Here is a 24,555-nt window from a genome sequence, read left to right on the forward strand (position 1 = left end):
TCAGCGGCCCTGGTTCGCGACCGCCGTGATCGCGGCCGCAGCGGCCTCCGGGTCCAGGTAGGTGCCGCCGGCCGTCACCGGGCGCAGATCCGCGTCCAGCTCGTAGGCCAGCGGCTGGCCGGTGGGGATGTTGACCTTGGCGATGGCCTCGTCGCCGATGCCGTCGAGCAGCTTCACCACGGCGCGGAGCGAGTTGCCGTGCGCGGCGAGCAGCACGGTGTGGCCGGCACGCAGGTCGTCCGCGATCGGTCCGCGCAGGTAGGGCTCGAGCCGGGCGACCACGTCCGCCAGGCACTCGGTGGTCGGCATCTCCGGCCCCAGGTCCGCGTAGCGGGGGTCGCCGGCCTGCGAGAACTCGCTGTCCGGGGCGATCGGCGGCGGCGGCACGTCGTAGGACCGGCGCCACAGCATGAACTGCTCCTCGCCGTAGGCCTGCAGCGTCTGCTTCTTGTCCTTGCCCTGCAGGTCCCCGTAGTGCCGTTCGTTGAGCCGCCAGGTCCGGCGGACGGGGATCCAGTGCCGGTCGGCCGCGTCCAGGGCCAGGTTGCCGGTGGTGATCGCGCGGCGCAGCAGCGACGTGTGCACCACGTCCGGCAGCAGACCGGCCGACTTCAGCAGCTCGCCGCCTTTGCGGGCCTCCTCCTGCCCCCGCTCCGACAGCGGCACGTCCACCCAGCCGGTGAACAGGTTCAGGGCATTCCAGGTGCTCTCGCCGTGGCGGAGCAGGATCAACGTCGAGGACATGGCGATCAGTCTGCCGCAGTGGCCGCGGCTGCCGGACCGGCGGGCGCGGGGTGGCCCGCCGGTCGCCGGGAGTGGTGTGGGGCCTCGGGTGCCGATCAGCCGGCGGGCTCGGCAGGCCGCGGCTGCGGCCGGCGGGCGCGCAGGACGTGCCGGCGCCAGACCAGGGCCACCGCCGCGACGACCGCGAGCAGCGGCAGGAACGGCAGCACCGCGCCCAGGAACGCGGCCGCGCCGGTGAGGAACGCCTTCAGGGCATCCCAGCCGTGGGTCAGGCCGGCGGCGAACCCGCTCTTGCCGGGTGGCGGCGCCGGCGCCGGCGCCGGTGGCTTGACCCCGACCAGCCGGCCCTGCAGGTTGACGGTGATCGTCGACAGCGCGACCTGGTTCGAGACCGCGGCCAGCTGGCCCTCGATGGACTCCAGGTCCGCCTGCCGCTGGTTGAGCTCCGACTCGATCGCCATGATGTCCTGGATCCGGGTGGCCTTGGTCAGCAGCGTCCGTACCGAGTCCACGCCCGCCCGCATGGTCTTGACCCGGGCGGTCAGGTCGGCCACCTGACCCGTGACGTCGTCGGCCTTCTCCGTGCTCGCGGTGACCCGGCCGTAGTCCTGCAGTGCCGACAGCACGGTCCCGTAGTCGGCGACCGGCACGCGGAGCGTGACGCTGGCGGTGGCTCCCCGGTTGGTGGCCGCGCCCACGAAGCCCTGCGACCCGACCAGGGTCTGTACCTTGTCGTACGCCGCGCCGACCGCGTCCACGACGAGCTGGTTGTCGGCCGCCGCGCCGCGCCCGCCACTGCGGACGTCGACGGTCACGTCGACCGAAGCCGTCTTGATCACCTGCCGCCCGACCGGCCCCTGCAGGACGGCACCGGCGTCCGCGGCGCCGGTCGCCCGGCCGGCGGCCGATCCGGCCGAGGGCGCGGCACTGGAGGACGACGACGACGCCGGGGCGCGGGCGGCTCCGCCGGCCGCGACGTTCTCCGTCGCGGCCGACGACGCCGCGGACGACGACGACGACGCGGCGCCCGCGCCGGAGTTCGAGCCGGTGCAGGCGGCCACCAGGCCGAGCAGCCCGACGGACAGCGCGGCCGCGCACAGTGCGGCCCTGCGGCGTGCGGTCATCGACGACCTCCCTCGCGTGGGGGCGGCACCCCCGATGGAGGCCGGACGGAACGACCGCGGTCGCGGGCTGCACGGCGCCGCGTCACGATCCGGCAACGGGTCGGGCACCCGGACGCACCGGTGAGGGGCCGTCCGGGCGGCAGCACCGGAGTCGGCGACGGGCAGCGACGTGTTCAGCCGCGGATACGGGCGGCGCCGCGGCCGCCGGGGACTGCGGGGCACGTGCGGCGTCCCGGCCGGTGGTCGTCCGGGATCCCGGACGGCGGGTCAGCCTCCGGTCGCGTCCGGGCCGATGAGGTGGCGGAACGCCTGCAGGTTCTTCACCGCGTAACCGCGCTCGGTCCGCCAGGCCCATTCCCGCCGGATGGCGCCGGCGAAGCCGCGCTCGAGGATCTGGTTGAAGTCCTCGTCCGAGGTGCTCAGCACGACTCCGAGCACGGTGTCCAGCTCGTCGGCGAGCACCGCGGGGTCGGCGAGCGGTCGCAGGCCGACGCGACCGACGAGGTGGATGTCGCCGTCGGCGTCGATGGCGTACGCCACCGACCGCAGCCGGGCATTGCGCTGCAGCAGGAAGCGGTGGACGCCGTCGGCGTTCTCGTCCGGCCGCCGGCAGACGAACGACTCGACCAGCAGCTCGTGCGTCCCGACCAGCAACCACACCAGCGTCCGGTAGCGCCGCTCGCCCGGCAGCGTGAGCAGGAACGCGTCGGGCGGCTCCGGCCGGGCGTCGACGCCCAGCGCGGCGAGCGCCCGGCCGACGCGGCGCGCGTCCGGACTCCAGCGGCCGTCGTCGGGGAGGTCGTCGAGCCGGCCCGGCACACCGCCCGCCGTGTCGGGATCGGTCATCGCGTCGGTGTCGGCGACGAGGTCGGGATCGGTCACCGGGTTCGCGCCGGTCATCGGGTCGCCACCGGTCAGAGGCCCGGACGCGGTCACCGCGCCACCCGGCCGGAGCCGACCGGCGCGCCGGTCCGGCCGGCACCGTCCCCGCCGACCGCGTCCGGCCGACCGTGGTCCCTGGCGGCGCGGACGTCACCGTCGCGACCGGGGCGGTCGCCGACCTGGCCCGGCGGCGGCTGCACCGCCCGCCGGTACGTCTCGAGCAACCCGTCGACGGTGGCCTCCCAGGAGAATCGCGCGGCGTGCCGGACGGCGCCTGCGGCCAGCGCGGCCCGGCGGGCGGGGTCGAGCACCACGCCGGCGATCGCGTCCGCCCAGCGGCCGAGGTCGTGGTCCCGCACCAGCACGCCGGAGACCCCGTCGGCCACCGCGACCGGCAGCCCGCCCACGGCCGCCGCGACCACCGGGGTACCCGCAGCCTGCGCCTCCAACGCCACCAGGCCGAACGACTCGTTGTGGCTCGGCACGACCACCGCGTCGGCCGCCCGGTACAGCTGCACGAGCTGCTCGGGGGGCATGGGCGGGCGCAGCTCGACCAGGTCCACGACGCCGAGCGACCCGGCCAGCGCCCGCAGGTCCCGGTCGGTGCGGTGACCGGAGCCGGACGTGCCGCCCGCGACGACGACCCGGAACCGCGTCCCCGGGTACCGGCGCAGCAGCACCGGCAGGACCCGGATCAAGAGGTCCGGGGCCTTGAGCGGTTGCAAGCGGCCGGCGAACACCAGCAGCACCTCGTCGGCCGGCAGTCCGGACGCGGCCCGCGCGGCTGCGCGCGACCCGGGGGTGAACAGATCGGTGTCCACCCCCGGCGGGACGACGTCGACCCGCGAAGGGTCGGCGCCGTACAACTCGCGCAGCTGGTCCGCCTCCACGCCGGTGTTCGCCACCAACCGGTCGGCCTCCGCCAGCACCTGGTCCTCGCCGATCACCCGACCGGCGGGCTCGGGCCGGTCCCCGGTGGCGAGCGCCAGGTTCTTCACCCTGGCCAGGGTGTGCGCCGAGTGCACGAGCGGGACTCCCCACCGGTCCTTGACCAGGTAGCCGACCTGCCCCGACAGCCAGTAGTGCGAGTGCACCAGCGAGTACGCCCCCGGCTCGCGGCGGGCGCCGGCCCGCAGCACACCGGCGGCGAAGGAGCACAGCTGGCCCGGCAGGTCGTCCTTGGCCAGCCCCTCGAACGGCCCGGCCACCACGTGCCGCACCGTGACCCCAGGCCACGGCTGCACGGACGGCGGCTGCCGACTGGACGTCGCCCTGGTGAAGATCTCCACCTCGATCGACCGCTGCGCCAGGCGGCGGGCGGTCTGCGCCACGTAGACGTTCATGCCGCCGGCGTCGCCGGTGCCCGGGAGTTCCAGCGGCGAGGTGTGCAGGCACAGCACCGCGAGCCTGCGGATCGGTGCGCCGGCGGGCCTGGACGAGCTCGCTCCGGTCACGCCTGCACCGTACCCACGCCGGACGGACGCCCGGGCGGACCGGCATCCCGGCCGGCCCCGCACCCGTGCGTCAGCCGAGCTTGGACAGCGCCTTCCACTCGTCCGGCGTGTAGATCCAGTCGTACAGGGCGTCGGCCTCGCTCATGGCCGGACCGCCGGTGTTGGTCACCTCGACGGGGTCGCCGTACATCGCGGAGTCGTAGTACTGCTTGGCGTCCGGCTCACCCATGTTCACGCAGCCGTGCGAGACGTTGGCGATGCCGAAGGCTGCCTGCGCCTTGAGGTTCTCGTGGATGAACTCGCCGTTGTTGTTGATCCGGACGGCCCACTTCTCCTTGGCGTTGCAGTAGTCGAACTGCGGGTTGCACATGGCGTACTCGGGATACTTGTTGGTCACCACGTGGATGCCGTTGAGCGTGCCGCGACCCGGGATCGACTCCTTGCCGTAGGACACGGCGTAGTTCTTCACCACCTTGTCGTCGACCGTGATGACCAACCGGTGGCTGGCGGCGTCTGCCTTGACGATCTGCGCGTCCGGCCGGATCGAGAACCGCGAGACCACGTCCTCGCGACCCCACACCCCGCCGCCGTAGTCGACGCCCCGCAGGTCGGCCTGCAACGTCACCTTGGTCCCGGCCGGCCAGTACGGCGTCGGGCTCTCCGGCGACTTGGTCGGGCGCCAGTGCGCCTGGGACTGCTTGTAGCCCAGCCGCTGGAAGTCCTCGTCCTGCACCCACGCCCAGTTGCCCTGCACCGCGTCGCCGGCGGACGTCGTGACCTTGAGCGCGGCCTCGGCGGCCGCCTTGTCGGCGACCTGCCCCAGGAACGTCACGATGATCGGCGCCGCGATCCCGACGGTGCCACCGTCCGGGATGTTGATCTGGATGCCCATCGTCTTCTTGGGCGTCACCGTGCTGATCGTGCCGCTGATCGGCACGGCAGCCCCGTTCAGAACCGCCTTGGCGACGCCGTCCGCGGTGTAGGTGATGCCGTAGTCCATGCGATCGGTGCTGGTCCAGGTCGCCTTGTCGGCGGAGATCTTGCCGTCGACCCGGGACCCGTCGTCGCCGATCAGCTGCAGCTTCTGGATCTGCCCGGAGAACACGGTGATCACGACCGGCTCGTTAGGGGCGATGTTCTTGGTGCCGAACCTGGGCTTGCTGGTGACCCGGACGCCGTTGTTCGTGCTCCCCGTCGACGGGTCGGAGCTGCCGGTCGTCGCCGCGGCACCGCCTCCGTCGCCGGTCCCGGCCGTGCCGGTCTGCGGCGGGACGGTCACCTGGGAGCTGGTCTGCTGGCCCGGGTTGACCGTGACCGTGACGACCCGGTCCTCGTTCGCGCTGGTGCACGCCCCGGCCGCGAGCACGGTCACCAGCACCCCCACCAGGAGCCCGCCGCGCCGCCGTGAACCGCCGATCGCCCGACCTCTGACCACGCCCGCCCTCTTCTCGTCCTCCGGCCATCCGACCGTCCGGCCCGATCGACCTTCCAGGCTACGGGCCGGGGCGTGTGGTCGTCGTCGGTCGCGGCGGAGCGGGCCGGTCCGGCCGCTGGTCCCCGCTGTCCGCGCTGTCCTGCCGAGGACGGCAGCGGGGCGACGGCGAGCGGGCAGGCGAGCCGGAGGACAGCAGGAGCACAGCGGCGACCGGACAGCGCTCAACGAGCGACGTTCGGCGGACGGCGGTCAGCGGTCGGCGGACGGCGGTCAGCGGTCGTCGGTCGGCGGTCGGCGGTCAGCGGTCGTCGGTCGTCGGTCGGCGGTCGGCGGTCGTCGGTCGGTGGTCGGCAGGGCCACCCCGACGAACACCGGTTCGGGTTCCAGCCGGACGGCGAACAGGTCCAGCACCCGGTCCCGGATGTCGGCGGCCAGTTCCACCAGGTCCGCGGTCGTGCCGCCGTCGCGGGTGACCAGCGCCAGGGTGTGCTTGCCGGAGACCCCCACCCGACCGCCCGGTCCTCGGTGCCCGCGGTGGAACCCGGCCCGCTCGATCAACCAGGCCGCGGACAGCTTGACGCCCTCGCCCGCCGGGTAGTGCGGCACCGGGACGTCGCCCAGCCGCTCGGCGATCCGGTCCCGGGCCGCCGCCCACCCGGCCGCGTCCAGGATCGGATTGGTGAAGAACGAACCCGCACTGCGGCTGTCCGGGTCCGCCGGGTCCAGCACCATCCCCTTGGACCGCCGCAGGGTGAGCACGGCCTCGCGCACGTCCCGCTCGTCGGCCACCTCGCCGGGCTGCACGCCCAGCGCGCGCGCCAGCTCGGCGTACCGGACCGGGGCCGGCGTCCGGGGCAGCCGGAACGTCACCGCCGTCACCACCGCCAGGCCCGTGCCGCGCAGCGCCGACGTCCGGTAGCCGAGTCCGAGCTCGGCGGCGGGCAGGGTCGCCGCGCGACGGGTCCGGCGGTCGACCACCCGCACGGACACCAGCAGGTCGGACACCTCGGTGCCGTAGGCGCCGACGTTCTGCACCGGCGTCGCGCCGGTGGAGCCCGGGATCCCGGACAGCGGCGCCAGCCCGCACCTGCCGTCGTCGACCAGCCGCTGCACCACCTCGTCCCAGTTCTCGCCGGCGCCGATGGTCACCGTGTCGGCATCCCCGTCGCCGCTGTCCTGGGTGATCCCCGGGATGGCGATCCGCACGACCGGGGCGTCGATCCCGGCGTCCGCCACCACCAGGTTCGAGCCGCCGCCGAGGACCAGGGCGTCGTCGGTGAGGGCGTCGGCCAGCTCCGCCTCGTCGGTGACGGTGACCAGCGACCGGGCGGGACCACCCAGCCGCAGGGTCGTGAGGTCGGCGAGGCGGACGCCGGCGGTGGTGCGGGGCACCTGCGCAGGGTAGTGCGGCAGGTAGGTTCGACCTCGCGGCGCAGGCCGGCGGGTGCCGCCGGGTGTGCCGGGACCGGCCCCGGGGCACCGGGTGGCCGCCCGGCCGTGCCGCAGCCCCCGAGGACAGGAGTGCCCCGTGCCCACCCCGATGTCGTCGACGTTCGAATTCCCCGCTCCCCCGGACCGGGTCTTCGCTCTCATGACCGACCGCGCCTTCCTGGAGGGCCGGCTCACCCAGACCGGCGGTCAGGATCCCGAGGTGGTCAGCGTGGACACCGCGGACGGCGTCACCACGCTCGTCACCCGCGAGGCCATTCCCGCGTCCGTGCTGCCCAGCATGGTGTCCGCGATGATCAACGGAGACCCGGTCACCGAGCGCACCGAGCGGTGGCGCGCCGAGGGCGACGGCTACGCCGCCGACTTCGGCGTCGTCGTCAAGGGCGCTCCCGCGTCGATGAAGGGCACGATGACGATCGCGCCGGCGCCGGGCGGCAGCACGCTCACCGTGGCCGGCACCGCGACCGTCCCGGTCCCGCTGTTCGGCGGCAAGATCGAGTCGATCGTCGTCGAGCGGGTGCAGACCCTGCTGGAGCGGGAGGCGCAGTACACCGCTCGCTCGCTGCAGGCGTGACCCCGGCCGGCGACCGGGAGGCCGACCGGCGCTCGGTCCTCACGCTGAGCTGCCCGGACACCACCGGGATCGTCGCCCGCATCTCCGGGTTCCTGGCCGAGCTGGGCGGCTGGATCGTGGAGGCCGCGTACCACTCCGACCCGGACTCCGGCCGCTTCTTCACCCGGCAGGTCATCCGGGCCGGCTCGGTCCCCGGCGGGGTGGAGCGGCTGCGGGAGAGCTTCGGCGCCGTGGCCGCCGACCTGGGCGCCGACCACTGGCAGGTCACGGACACCGGGGTGGGCAAGCGGGTGGTGGTGCTGGTGTCGACCGCCGGCCACTGCCTCTACGAGCTGTTGTCGCGGTGGCACGCCGGCGAGCTCGGTGCCGACATCGCCCTGGTGATCGGCAACCACGACCGGCTGGCGCCGGTGGCGCGGATGTTCGGCGTGCCGTTCGAGACGGTGCCGGTGCCGGGCGACGACGCCGGCCGGCGCTCCGCCTTCGACCGGATCCGCGCGCTGGTCGACGGGCAGGACCCCGACGCGGTGGTGCTGGCCCGGTTCATGCAGGTCGTCCCGCCGGAGCTGTGCGACCACTGGGCCGGCCGGCTGATCAACATCCACCACGGCTTCCTGCCGTCCTTCCGCGGCGCGCGGCCGTACCACCAGGCGCACCAGCGCGGTGTCAAGATCATCGGCGCGACCTGCCACTACGTCACCGCCGAGCTCGACGCCGGGCCGATCATCGAGCAGGACGTCATCCGGGTGGACCACACCGACTCCGCCGCCGCCATGGCCCTGCGCGGGCGGGACATCGAGAAGGCGGTGCTGGCCCGGGGTCTGGAGTACCACCTGCAGGACCGGGTGCTGCTGGACGGCACCCGCACCATCGTCTTCCGCTGACGGCCGAGCCGCACCCCTGCCGCACCCCGCCCGGCCTCGCCGGGCCGCACCGCCGTCCGCACCGCCCGTCCGCGGGACCCGGTGCACCCGGCACGGGCAGACGGCGGAGGGCGGACGGCGGATCCTGCGGTCCGGGAATGCCGCCGCGGGACGCGCGGTTGTCGGCTACGACCGCCGGCCGGTGGCCGCTGCGGAGCACGACCCGCCGCGGCTCGGGGCGGGGGACAATGGCGGGAACGCCGTCGCGGGACGACGACCCGGCCGGCGGGGCGCGAGAGAGGGTGACGCGATGTTCGGAGAACCGGGCGAGCTGTACGAGCTGCACCTCGAGGTGCCGGAGCTGGACGAGCTGGCCAACCCGGTGCTCGTGCACGGCCTGGACGGGTACGTCGACGCCGGCTCCGGGGCGAGCCTCGCGGTGTCGCATCTGCTCTCGGTGCTGCCGCACACGGTCGTCGCCACCTTCGACGTCGACGCCCTGCTGGACTACCGGTCCCGGCGCCCGACGCTGACCTTCAGCAAGAACGCGTTCACCGAGTACGACGCCCCGGCCCTGCAGATCCACCTGGTGCGCGACGAGGCGGAGACCCCCTTCCTGCTGCTCACCGGGCCGGAGCCGGACATCCGCTGGGAGGCGTTCGTGGCGGCCGTCGGTCAGATCGCCGACCGGTTCGCCGTCCGGCTGACCGTCGGCCTGATGGCCATCCCGATGGGCGTGCCGCACACCCGGCCGACCGGCATGTCGGTGCACGCCACCCGGCCGGGGCTGGTCGAGACCGCGCAGGACTGGATCGGCACCGTGCAGGTGCCCGGGCATGCGACGGGCCTGCTGGAGTACCGGTTCGGCCAGGCCGGCCGGGACGCCATCGGCTTCGCCGCCCACGTGCCGCACTACATCGCCCGCTCCGAGTACCCGGAGACCGCCCGGACGTTGATCCAGGCGCTCGCGGACTCGTCGGGGCTGCTGCTGCCCACCGCCGGACTGGACGAGTCCGCCGCCCGGGTGCAGGAGCAGCTGGCCGAGCAGGTGCGGGACAACGCCGAGGTCGCCCAGGTCGTCAAGGCGCTGGAGGACCAGTACGACGCCTTCGTCTCCGCGACCGGACGCGGCCTGCTCGCGCAGTCGGCCCCGCTGCCCACGGCCGACGAGCTGGGCGCCCAGTTCGAGGCCTTCCTGGCCGAGCGCGACCGGGGCTGACCCGCCGGCTCCACCACCCGCCGGCCCGCCGGACGGACCCGGCCCGGCACCCGCGGCTGCGTCGTCCCCCGCACCGCCCCGTCGGGTGCGACCCTGCAGCACGGCCGCCCAGTAGTGTGCGGCCTTGTGCCGGACGACGTGCGCTCGCGCATCCTGTTCCCCGAGCGGGACCGGGGTCCGGTACGGGCGATCGTGGTGCGGCTCTTCGTCGCGGTCGCCTGCATCGTCGTGGTCGCCGTCGTCGTGTACCTGGAACGTCACGGCTACCGGGACGGCGACGGCCGGGTGCGGACGCTGCTCGACGCGTTCTACTACGCCACCGTCACGCTCTCGACCACCGGCTACGGCGACATCACCCCGGTCACCGAGTCGGCCCGGCTGACGAACATCCTGCTCGTCACGCCGCTGCGGTTCCTGTTCCTGATCGTCCTGGTCGGCACCACCATCGAGGTGCTCACCGAGCGCAGCCGCCAGCTGTTCCGGTTCCAGCGCTGGAGGAGACGCGTGAAGCAGCACACCGTCGTCATCGGTTTCGGCACGAAGGGCCGGTCGGCCGCGCGGGCGCTCATCGACCAGGGCTACCCCGCCGAGAGCATCGTCGTCGTGGACACCAACGGCGGCAACGTCAAGGGCGCCGGCGCGATGGGCTGCGTCGCGGTGCTCGGTGACGCCCGCCGCGAGGAGGTGCTGCGCCAGGCCGCGGTGCCCACTGCGGAGCGCATCATCGTCGCCGCCGACCGCGACGACACGAACGTGCTGGTCACGCTCACCGCCCGCCGGCTGGCGCCCACGGCGACCATCGCCGCGGCCGCCCGCGAGGAGCAGAACATCGGCGTGCTGCGGCAGGGCGGCGCGGACGTCGTCATCCCCACCGCGGAGTCGGCGGGCCGCATGCTCGGCCTGTCGATCTCCGCCCCGAACGCCGGCGAGGTGATCGAGGACCTGCTCGAGCCCATGGCGGGTCTGGCCATCACCGAGCGGGTGGTGCGCCCGGAGGACGTCGGCCTCTCCCCGGCGCGGCTCACCGCCCAGGGCGAGATCGTCCTGACGGTCATCCGCAACGGCGTCGCGCACCGCTTCGACTCCGGCGGCGTCAAGGTGTTCCAGCCCGGTGACGTCATCGTGGTCATCTCCGGCAACGGGCCGGCAGCCCGCGACGCCAGCACCAAGGACGCCGGTCCCGCGGCCTCGTCCGGGGTCTCGTCGGTGCCGGGCACCGGCGCGCGGGCCGCGTCCGGGACGACGCCGGTGGTGCCGCCGAGCCGGTCGGTGCCCCGGCCGGCGATCCGCCGCCCGAGCGCCGCGCAGCGCCGGGACCACACCGACCGCGAACCGGGCGACGCCTGACCGCTCGCCGGCCCCGCCCGGCCGGCCCCGACCGGTGCCGGACGCGGATGCCCGGTCAGCGCCCGGCAAGCACCGCCCAGTACCCGGGGATCTGCACCGGGACGCCGGGGGTCCGCAGCGGCACCGTCCGGATCATCACGTCGCCCTCCTCCACCACGGTCCAGTCGGCGGGCACCAGCGCGTCGCGGAGCTCCGCGGCGCCGAAGTGACCGGGCCGCGGCAGCCGGCGGATGGCCCGTTCCAGCGGGCTCGGGAAGTGCCGTGGGCCCGCGCCCAGGTGCTCGAGGTAGGCCAGGCCCGACCCCGGGAAGTTGGTCTCGGCGAGCAGCACCCGGCCCCGGGCACCGACCAGCAGCCGCGCCGTCGCGGCGAGCAGGCGGCGCTGGGCAGGTGCGAGGACGTGGAACACGCCGCGGACGAAGACGTGGCAGTCGCCCAGCTCCCGGTGCAGCCGGCGGCCGGCGTCGGTGTCCGTGGCGTCGAGCACGTCCCAGTCCAGCGACTCGGGCGCACCCTCGGCCGACGCCTCGCGACGGGCCAGCTCGACGGCCGCGGCGGAGACGTCGACGCCGCGCACCTTCGGCGCCCAGCCGGTCAGCCAGCGCGCGAACCGCCCGTTGCCGCAGCCCAGATCGACCGCCGGCAGCCCGGGCTCCAGGTGCCGGTCGATCAGCGTCCGGTAGAACTGGCGCTCCGCGTCGTCGGCGGAGTCCCACAGCACCTGCCCGCCGTCGCCGGTGGACTCGATCTCCGACCAATACCGTTCCCAGGCGCGGACCGAGTCGCGCGGCACGCCGGCGCCCATCGTCGCCACCCGGGGGATCATCAGCGCGCGCCGCATGGGTCCTCCCTCCACTGCGTCCGCCCGGCGGCTCCCACGACGACCAGGTGCCCACGGGCCACGGTGCTCACGACAACGGCCCGGCGAGGTCCCGGGTCGGCAGGGACGGGGCCGAGGCACCGTCCACCGCGGGTGGGACCGAACGGGTCACGCCGACCGTCGCTCGGAAGCGCTCGGCGTCCACCGGTCGGCCGAGCCAGTATCCCTGACCGCGGTCGCAGCCGAGGTCCCGCAACACCTGCCAGTGCCGCCGGGTCTCGATGCCCTCGGCGATCACCCCGAGCTGCGCCGCCTTGATCACCTGCAGCACCGCGGCCAGGAACGGCCGCTGATCCGGGTCGCTGTCCAGCCCGGCGGTGAGCGACCGGTCCAGCTTGACGGTGTCGATCGGCAGCCGCCGCAGGTAGCTCAGCGACGAGAAGCCCGTGCCGAAGTCGTCGATGCCGACGCCGACGCCGGACCCGCGCAGCCGGGCCAGTGCCCGGGTGGCCTGGCCGTCGTCGTGCAGCAGCGCCGTCTCGGCGACCTCCAGCACCACGCGCGACGGCTCCACCCCGGCGGCCGCCAGCTCCTCGAGCACGCGTTCGTCGAACCGGACCCTGCCGACCTCGACCGCCGACACGTTGACGTGCAACCGGAAGTGCGGCAGCGCCGCCAGCAGGTCCGGCCACCGGGCCAGCTGCGTGAGCGACTCGCGGAGCACCCACTCCCCGACCTCGCCGATCCGGCCGCACTCCTCGGCCAGCCCGATGAACTCCTCCGGCTGCAGCAGGCCGCGCTCCGGGTGCTGCCAGCGGACGAGCGCCTCCGCACCGACCACGCGGTGCGTCGCCAGGTCGACCACCGGTTGGAACGCCAGCCGGAACTCTCCGTCGGCCACCGCTCTGGCAAGGTCGGACGAAGCCTGGAGGCGCCGCAGCATCCGGTGCTGCATCTCCGGCCGGAACACCCGGACGGTGCCGCGGCCGGCGGCCTTGGCGGCGTACATCGCGATGTCGGCGTCGCGCATGAGGATCTCGGCGTCGAGCCCGGGCTCCCCGAGCCGCACCCCGATGCTCGCGCCGGTGGCCACCGTCCGCTCCCGCAGCTCGATCGGCACGCCGACCGCCGACAGGATGCGGTCCGCGAGCCGGAGCACGGCGTCGTCGTCGGCGTCCGGCGCCAGCACGGCGAACTCGTCGCCGCCCAGTCGCGCCACGGTCTCCGCCGGCCTGGCCACCGCCGACAGCCGCTGTGCGATCTCCTGCAGCACGGCGTCGCCGGCGCCGTGCCCCAGGTTGTCGTTGATCGTCTTGAACTCGTCGAGGTCGACCAGCAGCAGGGCGGGGGGCCGCGGGCCGCGTCCCGCCGGCGGCCGCACCGGGCCGGCGTCCCGGTCACCGGTCGGCACGTCGCCGGCGGGGCCGGCCGGCGCGCCCGGACCGTCCGTGCCGTCCGTGCCCTCCGTGCCCTCCGTGCCGTCCGTGCCGTCCGTGCCCTCCGTGCCGTCCGTGCCCTCCGTCCGCGCCGGGCGGGCGAGGTCCAGGGCCGCCGACGTCCGGACCGCCAGCAGCGTCCGGTTGGCCAGCCCGGTCAGCGGGTCGAGCAGCGCCATCCGCGCGAGGTCCTCGTGCGCCTGCTCCAACTGTCCGGTGCGCTCCCGTACCCGGGACTCCAGGTCCTGGTAGAGCGCCTGCAGCTCGCCCGCGAGCAGGTTGATGCCGGTGATGACGGCGTCGATGGTGTCCCGGTCCGGCGACGTCGACCCGCGGGCGTCGAGGTCGCCGGACGCCAGCTGCACGATCAGGTCGACGACGGCCTCCAGCCGCTGGTCCTCAGTCCGGCTGGTCACCGGCGACCACACCGAGCCAGCGCAGCGCGTCCGGCTGCGAGGTGAAGTAGCGCGTCGGGCACGGCATGTTGCTGACGCCGACGATGAAGTTGGCGATCACCCGATCCACCGGCGACCGGCCGAGCAGGGCGATCCGATTCGCCTGGCAGGGACGCAGGAACACCGTCCGGGCACGGCGCTCGACGGCCTCGGTGGTCGCCATGTCGACCAGCATCGGGCGGCGGGTCTCGCCGCAGACGCGGTTCACCTCGGCCATCGCCGCCTCGGCGGCCTCACCGGTGATGGTCAGCCCGCGCCGCCAGCGCAGCCGCACACTGCCGTCGGCGTCGATCCGAACCGTGAATTCCGGCTCCGGCGACGACTCGGCTGCGGACACGGCGCTCCCCTCCCCATGCGGCAGCCGCCGCCGGGTGCGCCGTGGCGCATCCGGACACCGGCCGCGCCGCCGATGATAGGTCGGGGCGGAGCCCGAAACGGGCGGTCCGTCCACATCGCCGCGATCGTGGCCGGCCCCGACCGTCGGCCCCGCCGTGCTCGGTAAGCCTGCGGTCTACCAGCCGATCTCCCCGCACGCCGTGTGGTCCGCCGGTTCGACCTGCAGGGTGGCGTGCATGATGCGGTGGTCGCGGGCCAGCACGTCCCGGGCCGCGTCCAGGACATGGTGGTGGTCGGCGCCGGGCTCGGCCACCAGGTGCGCGGTGGCGACGTCCATGCCGGACGTCAGCGCCCAGACGTGCAGGTCGTGCACGGCGGCGACCCCGGGCACCGCGGTCAGGTCGCCCAGCATGCGGTCCAGGTCGGCGCCCTGCGGCGCGTGCTGGCCCAGCACGGACAGCACCGACCGTCCCAGCGACACGGCGCGCACCAGCACGAAGACCCCGATGGCCGCAGCGACCACGACGTCCCACACGCTGCTGCCGGTCCACCGGATCAGTGCCGCCGCGGCGAGCACACCGACCGAGCCGGCGGCGTCGCCGAGGACCTCGAGGTAGGCGCCGCGGACGTTCAACGATTCGGTCGACCCCTGCCGGAGCAGCATCAGACCGACCAGGTTGACGAGCAGGCCGATGACGCCGACGACCAGCATGACGCCGGTCGCCACCTCGGGGTGGGTCCCGATCCGGTCGACCGCCTCGACGACGACGAAGACACCGACTCCGACCATCAACAGCACGGTCAGACCGGCCGAGAAGACCTCGGCCCGGTACCTCCCGTACGTGCGCCGGCCGGAGCCGTCGGGACGACCGGCGATGCGGGTCGCGACCAGCGAAGCGCCCAGCGCGAGCACGTCGGTGGCCATGTGGCCGGCGTCGGCCACCAGGGCCAACGAACCGGACAGCAGCCCGGCGACCAGCTCGACCAGGAACAGCGCCGCGGTCAGGCCGAACGTGGCCGCCAGTCGGCCACGGAACCGCGCCGACGGGGACGGGGTGCCGTCGGCCGACCGCGGAGCCGGACCGTGCGAGTGGCCCGCGTGCCCGCCCCCGGCAGGGTGGTGCCCGCCGTCAGGGGCGGTCATGACGCGGACCGGTGGTGACTGGACTGCACACCGACCATCCTGCACCGGCGCTCGACCGGGTGCGGCGACGTCCGGAACGGCGCGGGCGACGTTCTGCACCCGCGCCCGTCCCGGAAGCCGTCAGCTCGCGAGTTCCTGGTAGAGCTTGCTGGTGATGGACCGCAGCAGGCGGGACACCTGCATCTGGCTCACCCCGATGCACTCGCCGATGCGGGCCTGCGACATGCCCTCGACGAACCGCATCCGAACGATCTCCCGCTCGCGGGGGGACAGCGACCGCATCAGGACCTGGACCGTCATGCGGTCCTCGATCTGGGTGATGCGCTCGTCCTCCGAACCCCAGGTGTCGGCGATCGGGCATCCCCAGCCGGACTGCGCGTCCAGCGAGATGGGCCGGCACAGCCGCACCGCCTCCCTGGCCTCGCGGATGGCGGCCTCGCTGACACCGAGCTCCTCGGCGCGCCGCGCATCGTCCGACCGGCCGTCGGCGGCGTGACCGTCGTCGTCCGCGGATCCCACCGGGCGCTCGTCCTCGCTGGAGGTCAGCGCGGCCCGGAGCTCCTGGATCCGCCGCGGGGGGCGCACCGCCGCGGAGTGGTCGCGGAAGTAGCGCTTGATCTCACCGGCGATGGTCGGGACGGCGAACTGGAGGAAGTCCTCGCTCCGTCCCGGCTGCCACCGGCGTACTGCCTTGACCAACCCCAGGTTGGCCAGCTGCTCGAGATCGTTACGGTCGACGCCTCTTCCGCGGTACCGGGCGGCGACCGCGGAGGCGACGCCACGGCATTCGAGCACCACCTGGTCGCGCAGGGCCTTCAGTTCCTGCGGATCGGTGCACTCGGCGACCTTCTCGAGCAGTGCTCGAACTCGTTCCCTGCGATCCCCGGCTCCGGGTTGCTGCCGGTCGGCGGATCCTTGGCCCCGGCGGTGGTCGACCACCAGGCGGATGTGCTGCGGGCGCGGCGTTGCCACCGGTTCCACGGGCAGTACAGGCAATGCTGACATCAGTAGTCTCCTCGATCGGGAGAGAACTACTGGCGCTCTGCTGGACCAGTGCCACGACCGTACTCCCACTTTTCCCGGGCCGCTGCCGCGGGTCCACGACCACGGCAGCGCGCCCGGCCCGGCGGGAGGAGGCGGTGCACCGGTGGGACGAGCGTCGTCGCAGTTCACAGCGCTGTCCGGGGCGGTGGTCCGCGGCCGGCCGGGCCGATCGGCGCGGGCCGTCCGCCGGCTCCACCGGCCGGACGCCGGCCCGGGCGGGGCCCGCCGTGGCCCGGCGCCCGGCGGGACGGTGCCGGCGCATCGGCCGCCGGACGGAGGGTCCGACCGGGCGCCTGAACGTTCATGGAACAGCACGCCGCACAGCAGGTCCCGCCGGCGGGACGCCCGGAGCCGGGACGATGGCTGACCGCGACGCGCTGGTGCTGCCCAGCGGGTTCCTGCTCGGCACCACGTCGGCGGCGTACCGCGTGGAGGGCGCCGCCGACGCCGGTGACCGCACCCCGTCCATCTGGGACGTCGTCGGTGCGGCCCCGGGCCGGACGGCCGACGGATCCACCGGATCCGAGCGCATCTCCCACATCAAGCATGCCGATGGCGATCTCGCGTTGCTGCGCTTGCTGGGCCCTGATGCGCACCGCTTCTCGGTGTCCTGGTCGCGGGTGTCGCCCAGCGCCGGGCGTCCCCACGGCGACCCGGTCGGGGTGGCTCACTACGACCGGGTTCTCGACGGACTGCTGGCGGCGGGGATCGAGCCGTGGTTGTGCGCCTACCACTGGGACCTGCCGGTCGAGCTGATGGCGGCCGGTGGATGGCTGGTGCGGGACACCGCCGACCGCTTCGCCGACTACGTCGGTCTCCTCGCCGAGCGCTTCGGCGACCGCGTCGCCGCCTGGATCACGCTCGCGGACCCCTGGCAGCACATGGTGTTCGGCCACGCCGCCGGGGTCGACGCCCCCGGCCTGACGCTGCTCGGCGACGCGCTGCCGGTGCTGCACCACCAGCTGCTGGGCCACGGCCGGGCGGTCGCCGCCCTCCGGGCCGCGGGCGCCCGCCGGGTGGGCATCGCGGTGCAGCACGCCGTGATCCGGGCAGCCTCACCGGCCCACGCCGACCGGTGGGCCGCCGCCGCCTTCGACGCGTTCCTCAACCGCTCGGTCGCCGACCCCGTGCTGCACGGCCGGCTGCCTCGCGCGCTGGAGACATGGTTCCGGGAGGTCGATATGGTGAAGGACGGGGATCTGGCGGTGATCTCGGCGCCACTGGACTTCTACGGCGTCGACCATCACCAGCCGCTGACCGTCGCGGCGGCGCCGGGCAACCGCAGCGTGCCGTTCACTCTCGTCGACCCCGCAGGGGCGGCGACCGATGCCGGGGCCGCGATCGAGCCTGCGGCGCTCACCGCGGCCCTGCGCACGCTCGCCCGCCGCCACCCCGGCCTGCCGCCGATCGTGGTCAGCGACAGCGGCGGCTCGTTCGCAGATGTCGCCGGCGGCGACGGTCGGGCAGATGTCGCCGGCGGCGACGGCACGGACGACCGGATCCGCTACCTGCACGAGCATCTCGCGGCGACGCTGGCGGCGCGGGCCGACGGTGTCGACGTGGAGGGCTATTTCCACCGCTCGCTCACCGACGGGTGGGAGGGCGCCGAGGGCTACACCCAGCGCTACGGGCTGGTCGCCGTGGACCCGGACGGGACCCGGCGTATCCGCCCCGCTTTCGAGTACCTGCGGCAGCTGCTGTCCCGGTCGCGGAGCCGCTGACCCCGGACGGCACCGGGCCCCACGTCGGCCCGGCCGCGCCTCAGGACCCGGCGGCCCGCAGCGCCGCTTCCAGATCGGGGTGCAGCGCGGGTCCGGCGAACAGGTAGCCGGTCGGCGCGTCGGTGAGCCGCAGGTGGGACACCACCGCGCCGGCCTCGGTGGCCACCAGGCCGCCGGCGGCCACGTCCCACAGCTGGATGCCCTCCTCGTAGAAGGCGTCGAGGGTGCCGGCGGCGACCGCGCACAGGTCGAGAGCGGCGGAACCGATGCGCCGGATGTCCCGGATCCGCGGCAGCACCCCGCCGATGACGGTGGCCTGCCGCCGTCGCCGCTCGGCGCTGTACCCGAAGCCCGTGCCCAGCAGCGCCCGGTCCAGCGGGACCGGGTCGTTGACGGCCAGCGGCCGCCCGTTGCACCGCGCCCCGCCACCGCGCACCGCCGTGTAGGTCAGGTCGCGGCGGGGGTCGTGCACCACCCCGACGACGCTGCCCGCCTCGTCCTGGGCGGCGACGCTGACCGCCCAGTTGTCCAGCTGATAGAGGTAGTTGACGGTCCCGTCCAGCGGGTCGACGACCCAGGTGATGCCGGACGTCGACGGACGGGAGGCGCCCTCCTCGCCCAGCAGCCCGTCCGCCGGGCGCTGCTGCGTGAGCATCCGGACGAGCAGCGCCTCGGAGGCGCGGTCGGCGTCGCTCACCGGGTCGGTCGCCGTCGACTTGGTCGCCAGCCCCTCGACGTGCCCGTAGCGCTGCAGCAGCTCCTGCCCGGCCGCCCGGGCAGCCGTCACGGCCAGCTCCAGCAGGGCGGCGAGGTCCACCGGGTCGGTGCCGGCGGAGGTGGCGGTGCTCGCGGGCTCGGCGGCGGTGGCCCGGTCGGGGGTGTCGGTCATGCCGCCATCCTCGCCGGGCCATCGGCCCGCCCCGGCGCCGACCCCGCACCGCCCGCGGCGAGCGGCCCGGGGCCGGACGGCGCTCAGTCGGCCGTCGCCAGCACCGGGGTCGGCACGACCTGCACCGCGACCTGCTGCCCCACCTGCAGCGCGACGATGTCGGCGACGGGGAGCTGGGCGACCAGCAGCGTGCCATCCTGCAGGCGCGCCTGCACCCGGCCGTGCGCACCCAGGAAGCTGGTCGCCACGACGACCGCACGGCCGGCGTCCGGCGCGGCGTCGGCGGCCGGAGCGAGCCGGACGGCTTCGGGCCGCACCAGGGCCGTCACCGGCCCGGAGGCCGGCGATCCGGGCAGCATCGGGACCCGGGACCCGAGCACCGTCACCGTGTCGCCCGAGGCGTGCCCCGGCAGCCGGTTGGTCAGCCCGATGAACGCGGCGACGAACGCGGTGGCCGGCCGCGAGTAGATGACCTCCGGCGCGTCGATCTGCTCGATGCGGCCCTCGCGCATGACCCCGACACGGTCGGCGACCGCCAGCGCCTCCTCCTGGTCGTGCGTCACGAACAGCGTCGTGATGCCGACCTCGAGCTGCAGCCGGCGGATCTCGTCGCGCAGCTGCACCCGCACCTTGGCATCGAGCGCCGACAGCGGCTCGTCCAGCAGCAGCACCTTCGGCGCGATGGCCAGCGCGCGGGCCAACGCGACGCGCTGCTGCTGACCGCCGGACATCTGGTGCGCGTACCGGTCGGCGTGGTGGTCCAGGCCGACGAGCTCCAGGTACTCCTCCGCGCGCCGCCGGCGCTCCCCGGCGCCCTGACCGCGCAGCCGGAGCCCGAAGGCCACGTTGTCCCTGGCCGTCATGTGCGGGAACAGCGAGTAGGCCTGGAACACCATGCCCATGTCCCGCTTGTTGGTGGGCACCCCGGAGATGTCCCGGCCGTCCACCACGACCGCGCCGCTGTCCGCGTCCTCGAGCCCGGCGAGCACCCGCAGCGCGGTCGTCTTGCCGCAACCGGACGGCCCGAGCAGCACCACCAGCTCACCCGGGTCGATGTCCAGACGCATGCCGTCCAGGGCCCGTACGTCGCCGAAACTGCGGCGCAGATCCTGCAGCTGCACCCGGACCCCGGTCCGCTCGGTCGCGGTGGCGGGTCCTGCGGTGGTCGTGGCCGTCACGCGGCCCTCCTTCGGGGATCGGCGGCGGGCGCCCGGCAGGCGTCCCGCGGTGTCCGTGTCGCGTCCCGCGGTGTCCGTGTCGCGTCCCGCGGTGTCATCGCCGGGCCCGCCGGCGGTTGCCGACGAACGTCAGCACGAACAGCAAGAGGAACGCCAGCAGCAGCACGACCAGCGACATTGCGGTCGCGAAGCGCGGGTCGGCGGAGCTGACCAGCACCAGCGAGGTCTGCAGGTTGTTCTTGGACAGCAGCGACGCCACGGTGAACTCGCCGAGCACCAGCGCCACCGACAGGAACGCGGCGCCGGCGATCGCCGTGGCGATGTTCGGTACCACGATGCGCCACATCACGCCCGCCCACGACGACCCCAGGCTGCGGGCCGCCTCGGACATGGTCTTGACGTCGATGGCGGACAGCCCGGCGTCCAGCGCCCGGTAGGCGTACGGCAGCACCAGCACGCCGTACGCCAGCGCGAGCCAGACCGAGCTGGTCGAGAAGTGCTGGCCGATGAACCGGTAGATCGGGTAGTAGCCGACCACCAGCACGATCGCCGGGATGATCAGCGGCAGCAGGCAGATGAACTCGATCGTCCGGGTCATCCCGGGCAACCGCAGCCGCACCCAGGTCATCGTCGGGACCAGGAGCACGACCATGATCACCACGGTCAGCACGGCGAGGATCAGCGACGTCCGCAGGCCGTCCACCAGGAGGTCCTTGGCCTGCGGGTCCAGCTGCCCGAAGTCGACGACCTTGCGCCAGGCGATGCCGGACCGCTTGCCGGACAGCAGGCGCGTGGTGAAGTCGACCATCGACACCATCGGCGTCACGAAGAACGCCAGGACCAGCACCACGACGACCCAGCGGATCGCCGCCTGCCTCCGGCGCCGAGCCGCCCGCAGCCGCGGCCCGGACCGCGCCGGCCGGAGCGGGGCCAGCGGCGACTCCGCCTGCACCAGCGGCGCGCTCGTCCCGGTCATCTCAGCCATCGGGAGGCCCTCCGCTGCAGCAGGTAGTACAGCGCCATCATGACCCCGACCACCAGGACCATCAGCAGGGCCAACGCCTTGGCGAAGTTGGGTGCGCCGAGACCGGTCTCGGAGATCAGCGCACCGCGGATCTGCAGCGCGATCAACGGGTTGTACTGGCTGACCAGGGTGGCGGCGGTGGCATAGGCGGAGAACGCGTTGGCGAACAGCAGCAGCACCGAGCCCAGGAACGGCGGCAGCAGCAGCGGCCCGCCGACGTGCCGCCAGAACGCCCAGGTGGACCCGCCGAGGGTCTCGCACGCCTCCCGCCACTGCGGCCGGATGCCGTCCACCGCGGGCAGGAACACGATCACCATCAAGGGGATTTGGAAGTACAGGTACACCGGGATGAACCCGGACAGCGTGCTGAGGTAGTTGGGGTCGATCGTGATCCCCAGGCTGCTGGCCAGCGCGCGGGTGACCAGGCCGTTGGTCCCGAGCGTGGCGATGAAGGCGAACGCCAGCAACGCACCGCCGAACTGCGCGAGCACCGAGCAGGCCGCCGTCACCAGTCGGCGCAGGGCGCCCCCGGGGGCGCCGGTGGTCAGCACGTAGGCCAGCACGCCGCCGATCACCGCGCCGACGACGGCGGTGACCAGCGACAGCACGACGGAGTTCCAGAGGGCGTCCATCGTGGCCGGGTCGCCCATGGCCTTGATGTTGGCCAGGGTGAAGCCCCCCGACCCGTCCTGGAACGAGCCGATCAGGATGATCGCCGTCGGCAGCAGCAGGAACAGGCCGGTGTACAGCAGGAACGGGACGGTGCCCACGAAGGCGCTGCCCCGACGCCGACCCCCGCGCCCGGTGGGCGCGGGGGCCGGCGTCGGCGTGGCGGCGACCGGGGCGGCCGGAGCGCTCACGACGGTCTCGTCGGGGACGAGCCGGTCAGCTGCCCACCGCCTTCGACCAGTTGGCAGCGAGGTACGCGTTGACCTTCTTGTTCTGGTCGGCGGACAGCTGGACCAGCGAGCCCTGGATCTTGGGCAGGTTCGCCTCGGCGGCCGCGTCGATCGTGCCGGCCTTCTTCATCGCGTCGTAGAGCACCGGGGCGGCACCGCCCTTCATCCACAGGTTCTGCGCCTCAGGGCTGTACAGGTATTCCTCCCACAACCGGGCCGCAGCCGGGTGCGGGGCGTCCTTGTTGATCGCCTGGTTGTAGAAGGCACCCAGCGCCACGCCGCTCGGGGTGAACGTCTTCCAGTTGACGCCCTCGTCCTTGAGCTTGTTCACGTAGCCGAGCTGGTTGTACGACCAGTCGAACAGCACACCGACCTGTCCCGAGGTCACCGTCGCCGGCGTCGGGTCGACGCTGGAGAGCGTGCCGGCGTCCTTGAGGGACTTGAAGTAGTCGACGCCCTTGGAGACGTCGTCCAGCGATCCGCCCTTGGCCAGCGCGGCGAACACCACGCCGTTCAGCGCGGCGTTGGCCTGCGTCGGGTTGCCGTTCAGCGCGACCGCGCCCTTGAACTTGGCGTCGGTCAGCTGGTCGAGCGAGGTGATGTCGCCGTACTTGTCGGCGTCGTAGCCCACGGACATGACGCCGGTGTAGTCGTTGACCCAGAGGCCGGTGGACTCCTTGTTGGCGTCCGGGATGTCGGCCCAGGAGGCGACCTGGTACGGCGCGAAGTACTTGGTGGACGACAGGGTCACCGCGGCGCCGAGGTCGAAGACGTCGGGAGCCTGGTCGGTGCCCTTGTTGGCGTCGGCCGCCTGGATCTCCTGGGCGCTGGAGATGTCGGGCTGCTGGCTGTTGAGCTTGATCTCCGGGTACTTGGCCTGGAAGCCCTTGATGACCTCGCCGTAGTTGGCCCAGTCCGGGGGCAGCGCGATGACGTTCAGCGCACCCTCCTTCTTCGCCGCCGCGACGAGGGCGTCCATGCCGCCCAGCGCTTCGGCGGAGGTGGCCGTCTTCGGGTCCGAGCTGCCGCCGCCGGAGGACGACGAGGAAGACGGGGCCGACGAGCCGGATGAGCCGCTGGCGGACGAGCTGGACGCGGTGTCGGTCACCGACGCGGAGGCGATCGGCGACGTCGGCGCGGTCGACGAGGAGCTGGAGCTGCTCGACGCGCTGGACGTGGTGCCGGTGCCGCTGTCGCTGCTGGAGCCGCAGGCGCTGGCGGCCAGGGCGAGGGCCGCGACGCCGGCGATCAGTCCTCGCCGGCGGAGGGTCGTTCGGGCAGGGGTGACGCGCACTGCATTCCTCCTAGGGGTGGCACGGGCCCCCGGACCGTCACGAACGCAGGTGACCGTACGGGTGGTGCCAGGCGTCGACGCGGTGAACTCGTGCAGAACGTAGCAACGGGACCCCCGGCTGGGAATGGCGACGACGTTTCGATTGCGCAACCGGGCGCGTCAGCCGCAACAGGCTCGGCGGTGGTGGCAGGCCACCCGGACGGCCGCGGCACGCGACCCGCGGGCCGGCCGCGGACGCCGGTTACCGTGCCGGCATGGAACTGCGCATCTTCACCGAGCCCCAGCAGGGCGCCGGCCACCGCGACCTGCTCGCCGCCGCCCGGGCGACCCGCGACGCCGGCTTCGGCGCCTTCTTCCGGTCCGACCACGTGCTGGCCATGGGCGAAGGATCCGGTCTGCCGGGCCCGAGCGACTCGATGGTCAACCTGGCCGCGCTCGCCGCGCTGGTGCCGGATCTGCGCTTCGGCACGCTGGTCACGTCGGCCACGTTCCGGCACCCCGGGATGCTGGCCATCGCCGCGGCCAACATCGACGACATCTCCGGTGGCCGGCTGGAGCTCGGCCTGGGCACCGGATGGTTCGAGCAGGAGCACACCGCCTACGGCCTGCCGTTCGGCTCCAGCTTCGGCGAGCGGTTCGACCGGCTGACCGAGCAGCTGGAGATCCTCACCGGGTTGTGGGCCACCCCGGTCGGCGCGACGTTCGACCACCGGGGCGAGCACTACCGGCTGTCCGGCGCGCCCGGGCTGCCCAAGCCGGTGCAGCAGGCCGCCGACGGCACGCCGCGCATCCCGCTGGTCCTCGGCGGGCACGGACCCCGGCGCACGCCCGCGCTGGCCGCGCGGTTCGCTGACGACTTCAACGTCGGCTTCTCCGATCTGGCCACCACCCGGGCACAGCACGACCGCGGCCGGGCGGCGTGCGAGGCCGCCGGTCGGGATCCCGGCTCGATGGTCTACTCGTCCGCGCTGACCGTGGTGTGCGGCGTCGACGATGCCGAGGTGGCGCGACGGGCGCAGGCGATCGGCCGGGACCCCGGGTCACTGGCGGACGCGGGCCTGGCCGGGACCCCGGACCAGGTGCTGGACCGGCTGCGGCAGTACGCCGACGCCGGGGTCGACCGGGTCTACCTCCAGGTCATGGACCTGTCCGACCTCGAGCACATCGCGCTGCTCGGGGAGCGGGTGCGGACCGTCGCCGACGGCTTCTGACCGGACCTCGGCC

Annotated in this window: 23 protein-coding genes; 7 read left to right on the forward strand and 16 right to left on the reverse strand. The window is 74.0% G+C overall.

Annotated elements, in window-relative coordinates:
- The 6 genes from IEY37_RS19255 to IEY37_RS19280 form a co-directional block, all read right to left on the reverse strand.
- A complete protein-coding gene (locus IEY37_RS19255) occupies positions 1-744 on the reverse strand; it encodes a phosphoglyceromutase (protein WP_188944548.1) in 744 nt (247 codons plus the stop codon).
- 95 nt (positions 745-839) lie between these two features.
- Positions 840-1,868: a DUF4349 domain-containing protein gene (locus tag IEY37_RS19260; RefSeq protein WP_188944549.1), complete on the reverse strand. Its 1,029-nt coding sequence runs from the start codon at positions 1,866-1,868 to the stop codon at positions 840-842.
- Between the two features lie 267 nt (positions 1,869-2,135).
- A complete protein-coding gene (locus IEY37_RS19265) occupies positions 2,136-2,804 on the reverse strand; it encodes a type III secretion system chaperone family protein (protein ID WP_229674659.1) in 669 nt (222 codons plus the stop codon).
- The gene (gene mshA, locus IEY37_RS19270; RefSeq protein WP_188944550.1) at positions 2,801-4,204 is read right to left on the reverse strand and encodes a D-inositol-3-phosphate glycosyltransferase; all 1,404 of its coding nucleotides are present in this window, start codon (positions 4,202-4,204) and stop codon (positions 2,801-2,803) included. Before mshA ends, IEY37_RS19265 begins: the two co-directional genes overlap by 4 nt.
- Positions 4,205-4,274: 70 nt before the next feature.
- Entirely contained in the window at positions 4,275-5,639 is a 1,365-nt protein-coding gene (locus IEY37_RS19275) for a L,D-transpeptidase (protein WP_188944551.1), read from the reverse strand.
- Between the two features lie 270 nt (positions 5,640-5,909).
- Positions 5,910-7,031 carry a UDP-N-acetylmuramate dehydrogenase gene (locus tag IEY37_RS19280; protein ID WP_229674660.1) on the reverse strand — a complete coding sequence of 374 codons (1,122 nt, stop codon included), beginning with the start codon at positions 7,029-7,031 and terminating at the stop codon, positions 5,910-5,912.
- Between the two features lie 136 nt (positions 7,032-7,167).
- Here IEY37_RS19280 and IEY37_RS19285 point away from each other — a divergent pair, with 136 nt between their 5' ends.
- The 4 genes from IEY37_RS19285 (at position 7,168) to IEY37_RS19300 (ending at position 11,091) form a co-directional block, all read left to right on the forward strand.
- Positions 7,168-7,662, forward strand: a complete 495-nt coding sequence (locus IEY37_RS19285; RefSeq protein ID WP_188944553.1) for a DUF2505 domain-containing protein — start codon at positions 7,168-7,170, stop codon at positions 7,660-7,662.
- On the forward strand, positions 7,659-8,546 hold the full coding sequence (gene purU / locus IEY37_RS19290; protein ID WP_188944554.1) for a formyltetrahydrofolate deformylase: 888 nt from the start codon (positions 7,659-7,661) through the stop codon (positions 8,544-8,546). The genes IEY37_RS19285 and purU overlap by 4 nt, the downstream gene beginning before the upstream one ends.
- A gap of 289 nt (positions 8,547-8,835) precedes the next feature.
- Positions 8,836-9,744 carry a proteasome assembly chaperone family protein gene (locus tag IEY37_RS19295; RefSeq protein WP_188944555.1) on the forward strand — a complete coding sequence of 303 codons (909 nt, stop codon included), beginning with the start codon at positions 8,836-8,838 and terminating at the stop codon, positions 9,742-9,744.
- A gap of 126 nt (positions 9,745-9,870) precedes the next feature.
- Positions 9,871-11,091: a potassium channel family protein gene (locus IEY37_RS19300; RefSeq protein ID WP_229674661.1), complete on the forward strand. Its 1,221-nt coding sequence runs from the start codon at positions 9,871-9,873 to the stop codon at positions 11,089-11,091.
- 55 nt (positions 11,092-11,146) lie between these two features.
- On the opposite strand, the gene IEY37_RS19305 is transcribed toward IEY37_RS19300, so the two are convergent.
- The 5 genes from IEY37_RS19305 to IEY37_RS19325 form a co-directional block, all read right to left on the reverse strand.
- Positions 11,147-11,932: an SAM-dependent methyltransferase gene (locus IEY37_RS19305; RefSeq protein WP_188944556.1), complete on the reverse strand. Its 786-nt coding sequence runs from the start codon at positions 11,930-11,932 to the stop codon at positions 11,147-11,149.
- Between the two features lie 67 nt (positions 11,933-11,999).
- A complete protein-coding gene (locus tag IEY37_RS19310; RefSeq protein ID WP_188944557.1) occupies positions 12,000-13,763 on the reverse strand; it encodes a putative bifunctional diguanylate cyclase/phosphodiesterase in 1,764 nt (587 codons plus the stop codon).
- Positions 13,747-14,139 carry a DUF7793 family protein gene (locus IEY37_RS19315; RefSeq protein ID WP_188944558.1) on the reverse strand — a complete coding sequence of 131 codons (393 nt, stop codon included), beginning with the start codon at positions 14,137-14,139 and terminating at the stop codon, positions 13,747-13,749. The genes IEY37_RS19310 and IEY37_RS19315 overlap by 17 nt, the downstream gene beginning before the upstream one ends.
- Before the next feature lie 174 nt (positions 14,140-14,313).
- Positions 14,314-15,282 carry a cation diffusion facilitator family transporter gene (locus IEY37_RS19320; RefSeq protein WP_188944559.1) on the reverse strand — a complete coding sequence of 323 codons (969 nt, stop codon included), beginning with the start codon at positions 15,280-15,282 and terminating at the stop codon, positions 14,314-14,316.
- A gap of 120 nt (positions 15,283-15,402) precedes the next feature.
- Positions 15,403-16,287, reverse strand: a complete 885-nt coding sequence (locus IEY37_RS19325) for a sigma-70 family RNA polymerase sigma factor (RefSeq protein WP_188944560.1) — start codon at positions 16,285-16,287, stop codon at positions 15,403-15,405.
- A gap of 398 nt (positions 16,288-16,685) precedes the next feature.
- Between IEY37_RS19325 and IEY37_RS19330 the strand changes: the two genes are divergently transcribed.
- Entirely contained in the window at positions 16,686-18,047 is a 1,362-nt protein-coding gene (locus IEY37_RS19330; protein ID WP_188944561.1) for a glycoside hydrolase family 1 protein, read from the forward strand.
- A gap of 40 nt (positions 18,048-18,087) precedes the next feature.
- On the opposite strand, the gene IEY37_RS19335 is transcribed toward IEY37_RS19330, so the two are convergent.
- From IEY37_RS19335 to IEY37_RS19355, 5 genes are all read right to left on the reverse strand, one after another.
- Positions 18,088-18,936: an inositol monophosphatase family protein gene (locus tag IEY37_RS19335; RefSeq protein WP_229674662.1), complete on the reverse strand. Its 849-nt coding sequence runs from the start codon at positions 18,934-18,936 to the stop codon at positions 18,088-18,090.
- Between the two features lie 83 nt (positions 18,937-19,019).
- Positions 19,020-20,114, reverse strand: coding sequence for an ABC transporter ATP-binding protein (locus IEY37_RS19340; RefSeq protein WP_268238037.1), 1,095 nt, complete (start codon positions 20,112-20,114; stop codon positions 19,020-19,022).
- A 94-nt stretch (positions 20,115-20,208) separates the two neighbouring features.
- On the reverse strand, positions 20,209-21,099 hold the full coding sequence (locus IEY37_RS19345) for an ABC transporter permease (protein ID WP_229674663.1): 891 nt from the start codon (positions 21,097-21,099) through the stop codon (positions 20,209-20,211).
- On the reverse strand, positions 21,087-21,998 hold the full coding sequence (locus tag IEY37_RS19350) for an ABC transporter permease (protein ID WP_229674664.1): 912 nt from the start codon (positions 21,996-21,998) through the stop codon (positions 21,087-21,089). Before IEY37_RS19350 ends, IEY37_RS19345 begins: the two co-directional genes overlap by 13 nt.
- Positions 21,999-22,023: 25 nt before the next feature.
- Positions 22,024-23,016, reverse strand: a complete 993-nt coding sequence (locus IEY37_RS19355; RefSeq protein WP_188944562.1) for an ABC transporter substrate-binding protein — start codon at positions 23,014-23,016, stop codon at positions 22,024-22,026.
- Between IEY37_RS19355 and IEY37_RS19360 the strand changes: the two genes are divergently transcribed.
- Complete coding sequence (locus IEY37_RS19360) at positions 23,015-23,434, forward strand: hypothetical protein (RefSeq protein WP_188944563.1); 420 nt, start codon at positions 23,015-23,017, stop codon at positions 23,432-23,434. The genes IEY37_RS19355 and IEY37_RS19360 overlap by 2 nt on opposite strands.
- 151 nt (positions 23,435-23,585) lie before the next feature.
- A complete protein-coding gene (locus IEY37_RS19365) occupies positions 23,586-24,542 on the forward strand; it encodes an LLM class F420-dependent oxidoreductase (protein WP_188944564.1) in 957 nt (318 codons plus the stop codon).
- Positions 24,543-24,555: the final 13 nt, after the last annotated feature.

The sequence above is a fragment of the Nakamurella endophytica genome (genome assembly GCF_014646215.1).
Lineage (GTDB): Bacteria > Actinomycetota > Actinomycetes > Mycobacteriales > Nakamurellaceae > Nakamurella > Nakamurella endophytica.

Excerpts from the sequence above, each read along its gene's own strand:
- IEY37_RS19255 (WP_188944548.1), bottom strand. The coding sequence starts at position 744 with ATGTCCTCGACGTTGATCCTGCTCCGCCACGGCGAGAGCACCTGGAAT.
- IEY37_RS19260 (WP_188944549.1), bottom strand. The coding sequence starts at position 1,868 with ATGACCGCACGCCGCAGGGCCGCACTGTGCGCGGCCGCGCTGTCCGTC.
- IEY37_RS19295 (WP_188944555.1), top strand. The coding sequence starts at position 8,836 with ATGTTCGGAGAACCGGGCGAGCTGTACGAGCTGCACCTCGAGGTGCCG.
- IEY37_RS19305 (WP_188944556.1), bottom strand. The coding sequence starts at position 11,932 with ATGCGGCGCGCGCTGATGATCCCCCGGGTGGCGACGATGGGCGCCGGC.
- IEY37_RS19320 (WP_188944559.1), bottom strand. The coding sequence starts at position 15,282 with ATGACCGCCCCTGACGGCGGGCACCACCCTGCCGGGGGCGGGCACGCG.
- IEY37_RS19325 (WP_188944560.1), bottom strand. The coding sequence starts at position 16,287 with ATGTCAGCATTGCCTGTACTGCCCGTGGAACCGGTGGCAACGCCGCGC.
- IEY37_RS19330 (WP_188944561.1), top strand. The coding sequence starts at position 16,686 with ATGGCTGACCGCGACGCGCTGGTGCTGCCCAGCGGGTTCCTGCTCGGC.
- IEY37_RS19335 (WP_229674662.1), bottom strand. The coding sequence starts at position 18,936 with ATGACCGACACCCCCGACCGGGCCACCGCCGCCGAGCCCGCGAGCACC.
- IEY37_RS19345 (WP_229674663.1), bottom strand. The coding sequence starts at position 21,099 with ATGGCTGAGATGACCGGGACGAGCGCGCCGCTGGTGCAGGCGGAGTCG.
- IEY37_RS19360 (WP_188944563.1), top strand. The coding sequence starts at position 23,015 with ATGCCGCCCAGCGCTTCGGCGGAGGTGGCCGTCTTCGGGTCCGAGCTG.
- IEY37_RS19355 (WP_188944562.1), bottom strand. The coding sequence starts at position 23,016 with ATGGACGCCCTCGTCGCGGCGGCGAAGAAGGAGGGTGCGCTGAACGTC.
- IEY37_RS19365 (WP_188944564.1), top strand. The coding sequence starts at position 23,586 with ATGGAACTGCGCATCTTCACCGAGCCCCAGCAGGGCGCCGGCCACCGC.